Below are 13,063 nucleotides of genomic sequence, written 5' to 3'. Positions count from 1 at the left end.
GTTGTTGGGGGATGCACCGCGGAGTCTTGACTTTCCTGCTCCGCGCCCGCATCGTAAGGATACTTAGCGAAGCTAAGCGATTGGGAGAAATCCCGGCGCCCGAACCGGATTCGGGGCGTGCGGTCACCGGAGAGCCAGGGAGGCAGTGATGGTCGAGGACGCCGCGCGTGCGGAGCTGACCCAGCGAGTGGCGGATCGGCTCGCCCGCGCCGAGGCCGCCCGGCGCTTCCAGGCGCTGCTGGTCGACGATCAGGTCCGCGCGCTGGTGCCCTCGCCCGAGATCGCGGCCGCGGCCCAGCGGCCCGGACTGGCGATGGCCGAGGTCGTGGCGATCCTCATGGACGGGTACGCGGACCGTCCGGCCATCGCCGAGCGAGCCGCCGAGATCGTCACCGGGCCGGACGGCCGGCGCACCCGGCGGCTGCTGCCCGAGTATCGCGCCATCACGTATCGCGAATTGTGGTCGCGCGCGGGCGCACTCGCCGCCGCCTGGCAGGCGGATGCGCGGAATCCCTTGCGCCCCGGTGATTTCCTGTGCTCGCTGGGCCTGGTCAGCGGCGACCTCACCGCGGTCGAGCTGGCGACCGTCCGGCTCGGCCTGGTGAGCGTGCCATTGCAGGCGAGTGCCCCTGCCGCGCAATGGCATTCGATCATCGCCGAGACCGGCGCGCGGACGCTGGCGGTGAGCCTGGAACTGCTCACTCCCGCCCTCGACTGCGTCCTCGACGGCACCCCGGTGGAATCGCTGGTGGTCTTCGACTTCGATCCCGGCGACGACGACCAGGCCGAGACCTACGCCGCCGCGCAACGCCGCATCGCGGAGTCGGGCGCCGCGCTGACGCTGGAAACCCTTGCCGCCGTGATCGATCGGGGCCGCGACCTGCCGCCGGTCCCGCCGCACGTGCCCGCCGACCCCGACGAGCCCGCGCTGCTCATCTACACCTCCGGCAGCACCGGCACCCCCAAGGGCGCGATCTACACCCATCGCCTGGTGGCCGGAATGTGGCAGGGCCCGGCCCAGATTCCGGTCCCGGTGCTGAACTTCTGCTACATGCCGATGAGCCACGTCGCCGGGCGCATGGTGGTGAACGGCACCTTCTCCCGCGGCGGCACCGCCTACTGCACCGCGTCGGGCGATATGTCGACCCTGTTCGAGGATTTCCGGCTGGCCCGGCCCACCGAGGCGTTCTTCGTGCCGCGCGTATGCGAGATGGTGTTCCAGCGCTACCAGAGTGAATCGCAGCGCCGCCTGGCCGCGGGCGCGTCCGCCGAGGAGGCCGCGGCGGCCGCGAAAACCGCGCTGCGACAGGACTTCCTGGGTGAGCGCCTGGCCCGGGTCATGGTCGGCAGCGCGCCCATCTCCGCGGAGATGAAGGAGTTCATGAACTCGGTGCTGGATCAGCCGCTCATCGACGGCTACGGCTCCACCGAGGCGGGCGGCGGCCTGCTCATCGACAACGAGATCCGCCGGCCCCCGGTGCTCGACTACAAGCTCGTCGACGTGCCCGAGCTCGGCTATTTCGCCACCGACAAGCCATATCCGCGCGGCGAGTTCCTGGTGAAGTCGATCCTGCAGGTCCCCGGCTATTTCAAGCGGCCCGAGCTGACCGCGGAGATGTTCGACGAGGACGGCTTCTACCGCACCGGCGACATCGTCGCCGAGGTCCGCCCCGACCACCTGGTCTACGTCGACCGCCGCAACAATGTGCTCAAGCTGTCGCAGGGCGAGTTCGTGACGGTGGCCAAGCTGGAGGCGGTCTACGCCACCAGCCCGCTCATCTCCCAGATCTTCGTGCACGGCTCCAGCGAGCGCTCGCATCTGCTGGCGGTCATCGTGCCCACCGACGCGGCCCGCGCGCTCGAGCCCGCCGCGCGCACCGCCGCCATCGCCGAGTCGCTGCGGCAGCTGGCCAAGGACGCCGAGCTGGAGTCCTACGAGATCCCGCGCGAGTTCCTGCTCGAATCCGAGCCCTTCACCCAGGACAACGGGCTGCTGTCGGGGATCGGGAAACTGTTGCGGCCCAAGCTGCGGGAACGCTACGGCGACCGGCTCGAGGAGCTCTATCGGGCCCAGACCCGGCGGCAGGAGGTCGAGCTGGCCGCGCTGCGCGTCGCGGCCGTGGACCGGCCGGTGGTCGAGACGGTGCGCAAGGCGGTGTGCGCGATTCTCGGCGGCGCTGATCCCGCGGCGGACGAGCACTTCACCGATCTGGGCGGGGATTCGCTCTCGGCGCTGTCGTATTCGACGCTGCTGCGGGAGATCTTCGGCATCGAGGTGCCGGTCGGCGTCATCGTGAGTCCCGCCAACGACTTCACCGGGCTGGCCGCGTACATCGAGGCCGCGCGCGCCGGTGACATCCGCCCGACCGCGGCGACGGTGCACGGCGGCAACGAGATCCGGGCCGCCGACCTCACCCTCGACAAGTTCCTCGACGCGCCGACCCTCGCCGCCGCCCCCGATCTGCCGCTCGCCCCGCAGCCGCCGCGCACGGTGCTGCTCACCGGCGCCAACGGCTACCTGGGCCGGTTCCTGTGCCTGGAATGGCTGGAGCGCCTGGACGATTCGGACGGCACCCTGATCTGCGTGATCCGCGGCCGCGACGCCGAGTCCGCGCGAGCGCGGCTCGACGAGGTCTTCGACAGCGGCGATCCGGCGCTGCTCGCGCGCTACCGCGAGCTCGCCGCGCGCCGCCTGCGTGTGCTCGCCGGTGATATCGCCGACCCGTATTTCGGCCTGGACCACCAGGAATGGCAGGACCTGGCCGCCACCGTCGACCTGATCGTGCACCCTGCCGCCCTGGTCAATCACGTGCTGCCCTACGACCAGCTCTTCGCGCCGAACGTGGTCGGCACCGCCGAGGTGATCCGGCTGGCCCTGACCACGGTCCGCAAGCCGGTGACCTATCTGTCCACGGTCGCCGTGGCCGCCCAGATCGATCCCGCGGTCTTCACCGAGGACGGCGACATCCGCGATATCAGCCCGGTGCGTTCCCTCGACGACGGCTACGCCAACGGCTACGGCAACAGCAAGTGGGCCGGTGAGGTCCTGCTGCGCGAGGCCCACGATCTGTGCGGGCTGCCGGTGGCGGTGTTCCGCTCCGACATGATCCTGGCGCACACCACCTTCGCCGGTCAGCTGAACCTGCCCGACATGTTCACCCGCCTGCTGCTCAGCGTGCTCGCCACCGGCCTGGCTCCGAAGTCGTTCTACGCCTTGGACGCTCGCGGCGAACGGCAGCGCGCCCACTACGACGGTCTGCCCGCCGATTTCACCGCCGCCGCCATCACCGCCCTCGGCGCCCGCGTCACCGAGGGTTTCGACAGCTTCGACGTGCTCAACCCGCACGACGACGGGATCTCCCTCGACGAATTCGTGGACTGGCTCATCGAATCCGGCCATCCCATCGACCGCATCGACTCGTACCGCGACTGGTTCACCCGCTTCGAGACCGCCCTGCGCGCGCTACCGGAGAAACAACGCTCCTACTCGGTGCTCCCGCTGCTGCACGCCTACCGCCGCCCCGCGCCCCCGATCCCCGGCGCGGCCCTCCCGGCCAAGCGCTTCCAGGCCGCGGTCCAGCACGCGAAACTCGGCCCGACCGGAGACATCCCGCACCTGACCAGAGGGCTCATCGACAAGTACGCCGCCGACCTGCGCCTGCGCGGCCTGCTCCCGCCGTCCTGACGCCGCCGCCCTCGGGCCCGGGTCGCGTCGGCGAGCTGATGCGCGCGCTGGGCGCGGCGCTGCGCTGACCCGCGGCACGTGAACGGCCGCGGCGCGGGGCCGATCACATAGTCTGACCGGAATGTCGCTCTGCGACACCCGAGCGAGATGAGTACGAGAGGACTCCTCGATGACGCGACGCACCGTGATGACCCTGGTCTCGGCGGCGATGCTGGCCACCGGCCCGCTCACCGCCGCCGCCCTGGCCGACCCGCCCGCGCGGGCCGAGGGCGCGACCCCGGGCGCGGTCGTCGGCGATGACGCGCTGCCGCAACACCTGTGGCTCGACGGCACCGGATCGGCCCGCAAACTCACCTACTGGACCCGCGATTCGGCCGATCAGCCCGCGCTGTCCACCGGCGTCGTGTTCACTCCGGCCGGCACCCCGCCGCCCGGCGGCTGGCCGGTGCTGTCGTGGGAGCACGGCACGGTCGGCATCGGCGACGACTGCGCGCCGTCGGTGACCGGTCGCTCCGAGCGCGACAACGGCTTCCTGGCCACCTGGCTGCGGCAGGGCTACGCCGTCGTCGCCACCGACTACATCGGGCTCGGCACCCCCGGCGTGCACGCCTACCTAGACGGCCGCGCCGAGGCGCACGCCGCCATCGACATGGTGCGCGCCGCCCGCGCGGTGGACCGGTCGCTGGCCTCGAAGTGGGTCGCGATCGGTCAGTCGCAGGGCGGCGGGGCCGCGGTGTTCACCGCCTCGCTCGCGACTCGCTATGCGCCCGAACTGGATTACCGCGGCGCGGTCGCCACCGGCCCGGCCTCCAATATCGTCGACGCCGCCACGCTGATCGGCCCGGGCACCGCCGTCGGGTCCCCGCACATCACCGCCTACGCCACCTACGTCCTCGACGGCCTGAAGGCGGCCCGCCCGGACTTCGACCTGGACAGCTACCTCAGCCCGGAGGGCAAGGACCTGGTCGAGGACGCCAAGACGCTGTGCTTCACGCCGCTGGCCGAACGCGCCGACGGGCTGACGCTGGGGCAGCTGCTGTCGCGCCCGCTGGCCCAGGGCGATTTCGTGCCCACCGCGCGCTCGGTCATGGATGTGCCGCTGACCGGCTACGACCGGCCGCTGTTCATCGGTCAGGGCACCAATGACACCGACGTCCCCGCGCCGCTGACCGCCAAGCTGGTCGCCGACATGGCGCTGGCGGGCACCTTCCCCGAGGTGCACGTCTACCCGGGCAAGGACCACAGCGGCGCGATGCTGGCCTCGCTGGCCGACAGCGTGCCCTTCGTGGCCCGACTGTTCGCCTGACGACCCCCGAGAAAGCGAAAGGCCGAGTGGCGCAGCGCCACTCGGCCTTCGTCGGCTCCGGATATCAGCCGCTGGTGACGGTGGTGTCGATGAGGCCGAACACCTCACCCTGCGGGCCCGCCACGATGCCCATGCGTCCGAAGGGGCTGTCCGAGGCGCCCATGAGCACGGTCGCGCCGAGTGAGGTCGCCTTGTCCAGCGCGGCGTCCGCGCCCGCGACCTGGAACCAGGTCAGCCAGTAGTTGGGGCCGCCGCCGGGCTGCCCGGTGCTGTCGGCCATGCCGCCCATCGGCCGTCCGTCCGGACCGGCGAAGGTGGCGTAGGGCATCTGGTCGTTGCCGATCTCGTCGTACGACCAGCCGAACACCGCGTTGTAGAAGTCCTGGGACGGCTTGTAGCCGTTGGTGTGCAGGTCGTTCCAGCAGTACGCGCCCGGCTCGTTGAAGATCCCGGCGCCGGTGTGCGCCTTGGCTTCCCAGACGCCGAACACCGCGCCCGCGGTGTCGCCGGCGATGAACATGCGCCCGACGTCCATGACGTCGAAGGGCGGCATGAAGACCGCGCCGCCGGCCTTGGTCACCGCGCCCGCGATCGCGTCGGCGCTGTCGGCGGCGAAATAGGTGGTCCATACCGAGGGCATGGGGTCGGGGCCCATCTTGGGTCCGATGCCCGCGGCGGGTTTGCCGTCGAGCATGGCCATCAGATAGCCGCCGGCCTCGGGCGGGCTGTCGAGGACTTCCCAGCCGAGCAGCTGGGAGTAGAAGTCCCGCGCGGCGGCGGGATCGTCGACCGAGCAGTCGACCCAACACGGAGTTCCTTGCGGCCAAACCTTGTCTGTCGTGGGCATCCGGATCCTCCCGATAACGGTCGGTGTGGGCCGGCCGCTGCGGTCGGCCGGACCCAGAATACCGATTGGTCGCCGTGATCGGTGCGATCCGTCCAGGTCAGACGTCCAACGCCCCGACCACGTCGTCGAAAGTGTCGCGGGCCAGCAGCTCCGCGTAGAACCCATTGCGCTCGACCAGTTCCCGGTGCGTCCCGCGCTCCACCACTCGGCCGCGGTCGAGGACCACGATCTGATCGGCGTCGCGGATGGTCGACAATCGGTGCGCGATCGTGATGGTGGTCCGATTCGCCGACAGCGTGTCGATGGCCGCCTGCACCTCCCGCTCGGTGCGGGTGTCCAGTGCGCTGGTCGCCTCGTCGAGCACCATGATCGGCGGATTGCGCAGGATCGCCCGCGCCACCGCCAGCCGCTGCTTCTCGCCGCCGGAGAACCGGTAGCCGCGCTCGCCGACCACGGTGTCGTAGCCGTCGGGCAGGCTCATGATGTGGTCGTGGATCTGCGCCGCGCGCGCCGCGGCGTGCAGTTCGTCCTCGGTGGCATTGGGTTTGGCGAAGCGCAGGTTGTCGGCGACCGAGGAGTGGAACAGATAGGTCTCCTGCGACACCACGCCCACCGCCGCGGACAGGTCGGCGAACGACAGATCCCGCACGTCGACCCCGTCGACGATGACCCGTCCGGCGGTCACGTCGTAGAGCCGCGCCACCAGATAGCCGAGAGTCGTCTTGCCCGAACCGGTTTCGCCGACGATGGCCAGGCTGGTCCCGGCGGGCACGTCGATGTCGATGTCGCTGAGCACGTCCCGGTCCGCGTCGTAGCCGAAGCCGACCCGGTCGAACCGCACCGCACCGGTCACCCGCTCGGGCAGCGGGGTGGGGCGCTCGGGCTCCTCGATCTCGGGTCGCAGATCCAGGTATTCGAAGATCCGCCCGAACAGCGCCAGCGAGCTCTGGATGTCCACGCCGGTCGACAGCAGCATCACCGACGGCCGCAGCAAACCGCTCTGCAGCGTCGTGAACGCGACCAGGGTGCCGATCGACACCAGCGGATGCCCCGAGGCCACGGTCATGCCCGCCGCCCAGTAGACCACCGCGGGCATGGCCGCCATCACGATGGAGATGGTGGACTGCCGCCACCGCCCGGCCATGCTGGCGCGGATCTCGAGATCCACCAGCCCGCGCGATTCCCGGGTGAAGTCCTCGACCAGGGCGGGGGAGCGGCCCATGGTGCGCGCCAACAGGATTCCGCTCACCGACAGCGATTCCTCCACGATCGCCGACATGCCCGCCAGCTTGCGCTGCTTCTCCCCGGTGATACGCCGGCGCTCGGAGCCGACCCGGCGGCTGATCCACACGAACAGCGGCAGCATGGCCAGCGAGACCAGGGTGAGCCGCCAGTCGAGCGCGAACATGGCGATGACCGCCGCGACGACGGAGGTGAAGTTGGAGACCAGGGAGGTGAGTGTCGAGGTGACGGTGGACTGCATGCCGCCGATGTCGTTGGCGATGCGCGACTGCACCTCGCCGGTGCGGGTGGCGGTGAAGAACGACAGCGGCATGGATTGCAGCCGCGCGTAGACCGCCGAGCGCAGATCGTGCATGACGTCCTGGCCGACGCCGGTGGAGATGTAGGTCTGCAGCACGCCGAACACGCTGTTCAGCGCGGCCACGGCGATCATGCCCGCGGCCAGCAGGGTGAGCAGGCCGGTGCGGCCGCCGGGCAGGGCGTCGTCGATGATGCCGCGCAGCAGGAACGGGGAGGCCAGACCGGCCAGCGAGGCCAGGCCGACCAGGGCCGCGACCAGGGCCAGACGTCCCCGATAGGGCTGGAAGAGCCGGACGATCCGGCGAAGTTCCGTTTCCGGAGTCTGTGTGTCTTTCGAAGCCATAGCGCCTCCTTTCGCAGGGAGTCACACGCTGTAACTGAGTCTGACTCATTATTGTTCCGAGGACAATGAGTTATGCTCTGAATCATGTCGAGCACGCCCGCGGACCAGCCGCGCGCCGCCGGGGAACCCCGCGAGGACGACCTCGCCGAACTGTTCCTGCGCGCGACCAAACGCCTGCACCGCACCCAGTCCGCGCGGCTGTCCCCGCTCGGCCTGACCCCCGCCCAGGCCCGCGCGCTGCGCATCATCGGCCGCGCCGCCGAGCACGCGGACGAACCGCTGCGCATGTCCGCGCTCGCCGAGCACCTGGGCATCGTGCCGCGCTCGGCCACCACCGTGGTCGACGCGCTGGTCGCCGCGGGTCTGGTTGTCCGCGAAGCGGATCCGGCCAATCGCCGCGCCACCCTGGTGACCTTGACCGCGGCCGGTCGCGACGCGCTCGACCGCATGTTCGCGGCCCGGCGCGACGCCGCCGAGGAGATGTTCGCCGCCCTTACCCCGGAGCAGCGCTATACCCTGCGCGATCTGCTCGCCGCACTGACCTCCGGCGAATCCGCGCCGCGCTGACGGGCATACAGTCGGGCGTGTTCGCCGATCCGAGCTCGTCATCGTCATCAGCAAGGAGCCCGATAATGCCGCGTGAGCTGGCCGACCTGCCCTTCGCCCGTTTCCTGGAGCCGCAGGACGCGCTGCGCGACGAAGGCGCGTACGACTGCGCGCATTTCGACGGCCTGTCCCTGGACGACCCGCAGCTGCGCGGGGTCACCTTCACCGAGTGCGCCATCTCGGCCACCACGGTGAACGGCGGCTTCTTCCGGTATTCGCGCTTCAACGACGTCTGGCTCAACAGCACCCGCTGGATCCGCACCGATCTGTCCGAAACCAATTGGATGGACGCGGAATTCGTGATGGCCGCGCTGTCGGGGGTGGAGGCGTTCGGTTCGGTGCTGCGCCGGGTGAGCTTCCACAACTGCAAGTTCGATTCGGTGAATCTGCGCGGCGCGACGCTCACCGACGTCTCGTTCGTGGACTGCGTGCTGCGCGATGTGGACATCAGCGAGGCCAAGGCGACCTCGGTGAGCTTCCCGGGCTCGGAGATCTCCGGGCTGTCGCTGCGCAACGCGAAGCTGAAGCAGGTGGATCTGCGTCAGGCTCGGTCGATCGGCGTCTCCAGCGGTGTCGAATCGCTGTCGGGCGCGCTGGTCACCAACCATCAGCTGCTCGAGCTGGCCCCGGTGTTCGCGCACGCGTTCGGGATCGTGGTCAAGGATCTCTGAGTTAGTAGCGCAAGTGAACTGACTCGAGTTACGCTGCTCACATGACGGAGTGGCGGCCCACGGCCTGCATCCTGTGCGAGTGCAACTGCGGCATCCAGGTGCTGCTCGGCCCGGACGGCCGGTCCTTCGAGAAGATCCGCGGTGACAAGCTGCATCCCGCCTCGGAGGGCTACACCTGCAACAAGGCCCTGCAGCTGGACCGCTACCAGAACGGGCGCACCGGCCGTCTGACCTCGCCGCTGCGCCGTCGCGCCGACGGCAGCTTCGAGGAAATCGATTGGGACACAGCGATTTCCGAGATCTCCGCCCGGCTGCTCGAGATCGGCCACCACTTCGGCGGGGAGTCGATCTTCTACTACGGCGGCGGCGGTCAGGGCAATCACCTGGGCGGCGCGTACGCCCCGGCGACCATGGCCGCCTACGGCATGAAGTACCGCTCCAGCGCGCTGGCGCAGGAGAAGACCGGCGACTTCTGGGTGGGCGCGCGCATGACGGGCTACCCGATGCGCGCCGATGTCGAGCACGCCGAGGTGGCGTTCTTCATCGGCAAGAATCCCTATCAGTCGCACGGCTTCCCCCGGGCGCGCACGGTGCTCAAGGAGATCGCCAAGGATCCCGCCCGGTCCATGATCGTGCTGGACCCGGTCCGCACCGAGACCGCGGAACTGGCCGACTTCCACCTGCAGCTCAAGCCCGGCACCGACGTCTACCTGCTCACGGCCATGGCCGCGATCCTGGTGCGCGACGACCTCCTCGACGAGGAGTGGCTGGCCGCCCACACCACCGGCCTCGACGCCGTCCTCGAGGTGCTGCGGGCGGTGCCGATCGAGAAGTACTGCGCCATCGCCGATGTCGATCCGGAGCTGGTGACCGCGGCGACGCACCGGCTGGCCGCGGCCGAGTCGGTGGCGGCGCTCGAAGACCTCGGCGTGCAGATGAACCGATACTCGACCGTGGTCAGCTATGTCGAGAAGCTGGTGTGGCTGCTCACCGGCAATGTCGGAAAGCCCGGCACCCAATACGCTTTCACCGGCCTGAGCAATCTCGGCCATGACCGCGGCCATCCGGCCGGCGAAGGTCCGAAGAGCCCGGTGGCGGGCGCGCCGATCGTGAGCGGGCTGGTGCCGTGCAATGTGATCAGCGAGGAGATCCTCACCGACCACCCCGCGCGCTACCGGGCCATGTTCATCGAGAGCGCCAATCCCGCGCACTCCCTGGCCGATTCGGCCCGGATGCGCGAGGCGCTGCGGGCGCTGGAACTGGTGGTCGTCATCGACGTCGCCATGACCGAGACCGCCCGCGAGGCCGACTACGTGCTGCCCGCGCCCACCCAGTTCGAGAAGTTCGAGGCCACCTTCTTCAACTTCGACTTCCCGCGCAATATCTTCCACCTGCGCCACCCGGTGCTGCCCGCCCCCGAGGGCGTTCTGCCCGAACCCGAGATCCACGCCCGCCTGGTCGAGGCCGCGGGCGTGCTGGGCGAGGCCGACTACGCGCCGCTGCGGGCCGCACTGGCCCAGGGCCGCGAGGCGTTCGCCATGGCCTTCCTGGGCATTCTGGGCGATCCGGCGCGCTCGAAACTGGCTCCCGTGCTGCTGTACCGGACGCTGGGGGAGACCCTGCCCGACGGCGCGGCGTCGGCGGCGCTGCTCTGGGCGGCCGCCTACAACATGGTCCGCAAGTTCCCGGCCAGCGTCGAACGCGCCGGGTACGGCACCGGACTGGAAGCCGGGGAGCGGCTGTTCGAGGCGATCCTGACGGGCAAGCACGGCATCGTGATCTCCGAGGACGACTACGAGGAGACCTGGAACCGGGTGCGCGACAAGGTGATCCGCCTGGAGGTGCCCGAACTGCTGGACGTGGTCGCCACCCTGCCCGAGCCCGACGCCGACGACGCCGCGGCCTGGCCGTTCGTCCTCTCCGCCGGCGAGCGGCGGGCCTTCACCGCCAACACCATCTTCCGGGACCCGGCCTGGCGCAAGCGCGATGCGGCCGGAACCCTGCGCCTCAGCACCGGCGACGCCGAACGGCTCGGGCTCGCCGCCGGGGACCTGGTGCAGGTCACCACCCGCCGCGGCACTGCCCGCGTGCCCGTCGAACCCACCGACCGGATGCGCTCGGGCCACCTGTCGCTGCCCAACGGTTTCGGCCTCTCGGTCGCCGACGCCGACGGCACCCCGGTCACCACCGGGACCGCGCCCAACGAACTGACCTCGGTCGAGGATCGCGACGAATGGGTCGGCACCCCCTGGCACAAGTACGTTCCCGCCCGCCTGGATACCGTGACCACATGAAACGTACGAGTTTCGCGAACTGGCCGTGCACCGTCGCCCGCACCGTCGACCTGCTGGGCGACTGGTGGACGCCGCTGATCCTGCGCGAAGCTTTCTACGGCGCCAAGCGTTTCGACGATTTCGAGTCCACCCTCGGGCTCAGCCGCAATATCCTCACCCAGCGGCTGACCCGGCTGGTGGAGGCGGGCCTGCTCGACAAGGTCCCCTACCAGGACCGCCCGGTGCGCCACGAATACCGGCTCACCACCCAGGGCCGCGACTTCTTCCCGGTGATCGCGGCCATGATGGCTTGGGGCGACCGCTATCTGGCCCCCGAATCCGGGGAGCCGGTCCTGCTCCACCACACCGCCTGCGACCACGACACCCACGCCGAGGTGGTGTGCGCGCACTGCCGGGAACCGCTGCGCCACGAGGACATCTCCGCCCGGCTGGGCCCGGGCTTCCCGGCGCGGCTGCGCGACGCCGCGCTGGCGACGGGCCGGTTCGCCGACGAGCCCTGAACCAGGGGTGTTCTAAGCTGCAAGCACTATGGCCCTGAACGCGACTCTCCACACCTTCGCCGTGCAACTGTCCGATATCGATCGGGGGGTGTACGAGGAGTTGGACCTGCGGGTCGCCCAGCATCCTTCGGAGACGGCCGAATACATGCTGACCCGGGTGCTGGCCTACTGCCTCGAATACGAGGAGGGCATCGCGTTCAGTGTCGGCGGGGTCTCCTCGACCGATGAGCCGCCGGTGATGATCCGTGATCTCACCACCCGCATGACCGCCTGGATCGATGTGGGCGCGCCCGAGGCCGCCCGGATCCACCGGGGCAGCAAGCTGGCCGATCGCGTGGTCATCTACACCCACCGGGACCCGGTCAAGGTGCTCGCCCAGCTCCCGGCCAAGCGGATTCACCACGCTTCGGAGATCCGCGTCTACTCGTTCGACCCCACCTTCATCGAGGACGCGACCCCGTTCCTGCAGCGCCGCAACGCGCTCACGCTCTCGATCACCGACCGGCACCTGTATCTGGAGCTGAACGGCAACACGCTGTCGACCGATATCGAAGAGCACCGCCTGTCCTGATGGCCGCCTCCCGTCGACGCCTGCTCAGCACGGCCGCGGTCACCGCGGCCCTGCTGACCGTGACGGTCGGCTGCGGCCAACGGCACGCCGAGACCGATGATCGACCCGATTACAGCGGCCCGGCCGGGCAGGTCATCACCGTGACCTCCGAGTCGGCCGACGCGACCACCGCCACTCTCAGCGCGTGGGATCGGGTTGGGGCGCAGTGGGTTCGGGCGATCGGACCGTTGCGCGCCGATGTCGGCGCGCAGGGCATCGGCCCCGCCAGCGAATCGGCGACCCGTTCGCCCGGCGGAATCTGGTCACTGACAGAGGCTTTCGGCATCGCAGCCGACAATGGCACCCGGCTGCCGTACCGGCGGGTGACGACCTCGGACTGGTGGGTGTCGGACACTGCGTCGCGGTACTACAACACGCATTACAGTTGCGCGCCGGGCAGTTGCCCGTTCGACGAATCCGCCGGTGAGGATCTCGGCAGCGCGGGCCCGGCCTACGATCACGCCGTCGTCATCGACTACAACCGCGCTCCCGTGGTCGCGGGGGCCGGATCGGCCTATTTCCTGCACGTCGGCGACGGCCACCCGACCGCGGGCTGCGTCGCGGTTCCCGCCGCCGACCTGGACCGGCTCATGCGCTGGCTGGATCCGGCACGCGGGCCGGTCATCGATATCGCCGTCCGGGAATAACACCCGAAAACC

General features: G+C 70.0%; 10 protein-coding genes. 8 read left to right on the top strand and 2 right to left on the bottom strand.

Annotation, left to right across the window (positions count from 1 at the left end; all coding sequences use genetic code 11):
* The first annotated feature begins 148 nt into the window (after positions 1 to 148).
* Both car and ACQP06_RS22880 read left to right on the top strand, forming a co-directional pair.
* Positions 149 to 3,685 (top strand): carboxylic acid reductase, encoded by a 3,537-nt coding sequence (gene car, locus ACQP06_RS22885; protein WP_433666529.1) that lies wholly within the window; start codon positions 149 to 151, stop codon positions 3,683 to 3,685.
* 169 nt (positions 3,686 to 3,854) lie between these two features.
* Positions 3,855 to 4,991 carry a lipase family protein gene (locus ACQP06_RS22880; protein ID WP_433666528.1) on the top strand — a complete coding sequence of 379 codons (1,137 nt, stop codon included), beginning with the start codon at positions 3,855 to 3,857 and terminating at the stop codon, positions 4,989 to 4,991.
* Positions 4,992 to 5,055: 64 nt separating this feature from the next.
* Here the strand turns inward: ACQP06_RS22880 and ACQP06_RS22875 are convergent, their stop codons facing one another.
* On the bottom strand, positions 5,056 to 5,838 hold the full coding sequence (locus ACQP06_RS22875; RefSeq protein WP_433666527.1) for a VOC family protein: 783 nt from the start codon (positions 5,836 to 5,838) through the stop codon (positions 5,056 to 5,058).
* Between the two features lie 97 nt (positions 5,839 to 5,935).
* A complete protein-coding gene (locus ACQP06_RS22870) occupies positions 5,936 to 7,723 on the bottom strand; it encodes an ABC transporter ATP-binding protein (protein WP_433666526.1) in 1,788 nt (595 codons plus the stop codon).
* Between the two features lie 84 nt (positions 7,724 to 7,807).
* Here ACQP06_RS22870 and ACQP06_RS22865 point away from each other — a divergent pair, with 84 nt between their 5' ends.
* The 6 genes from ACQP06_RS22865 (at position 7,808) to ACQP06_RS22840 (ending at position 13,051) form a co-directional block, all read left to right on the top strand.
* Positions 7,808 to 8,290: a MarR family winged helix-turn-helix transcriptional regulator gene (locus ACQP06_RS22865; protein WP_433666525.1), complete on the top strand. Its 483-nt coding sequence runs from the start codon at positions 7,808 to 7,810 to the stop codon at positions 8,288 to 8,290.
* Between the two features lie 65 nt (positions 8,291 to 8,355).
* Complete coding sequence (locus ACQP06_RS22860; protein ID WP_433666524.1) at positions 8,356 to 9,000, top strand: pentapeptide repeat-containing protein; 645 nt, start codon at positions 8,356 to 8,358, stop codon at positions 8,998 to 9,000.
* 41 nt (positions 9,001 to 9,041) lie between these two features.
* Positions 9,042 to 11,294, top strand: a complete 2,253-nt coding sequence (locus tag ACQP06_RS22855; RefSeq protein ID WP_433666523.1) for a molybdopterin-dependent oxidoreductase — start codon at positions 9,042 to 9,044, stop codon at positions 11,292 to 11,294.
* On the top strand, positions 11,291 to 11,794 hold the full coding sequence (locus ACQP06_RS22850) for a winged helix-turn-helix transcriptional regulator (protein ID WP_433666522.1): 504 nt from the start codon (positions 11,291 to 11,293) through the stop codon (positions 11,792 to 11,794). Before ACQP06_RS22855 ends, ACQP06_RS22850 begins: the two co-directional genes overlap by 4 nt.
* Before the next feature lie 28 nt (positions 11,795 to 11,822).
* Complete coding sequence (locus ACQP06_RS22845) at positions 11,823 to 12,365, top strand: YaeQ family protein (RefSeq protein WP_357095638.1); 543 nt, start codon at positions 11,823 to 11,825, stop codon at positions 12,363 to 12,365.
* A complete protein-coding gene (locus ACQP06_RS22840) occupies positions 12,365 to 13,051 on the top strand; it encodes a L,D-transpeptidase family protein (protein WP_433666521.1) in 687 nt (228 codons plus the stop codon). The genes ACQP06_RS22845 and ACQP06_RS22840 overlap by 1 nt, the downstream gene beginning before the upstream one ends.
* Positions 13,052 to 13,063 lie beyond the last annotated feature (12 nt).

Source organism: Nocardia sp. CA-136227, assembly GCF_050955695.1.
Lineage (GTDB): Bacteria > Actinomycetota > Actinomycetes > Mycobacteriales > Mycobacteriaceae > Nocardia.
The sequence above is the reverse complement of the archived record's forward strand: the minus strand, read 5'-3'. Positions and strand labels throughout refer to the sequence as shown.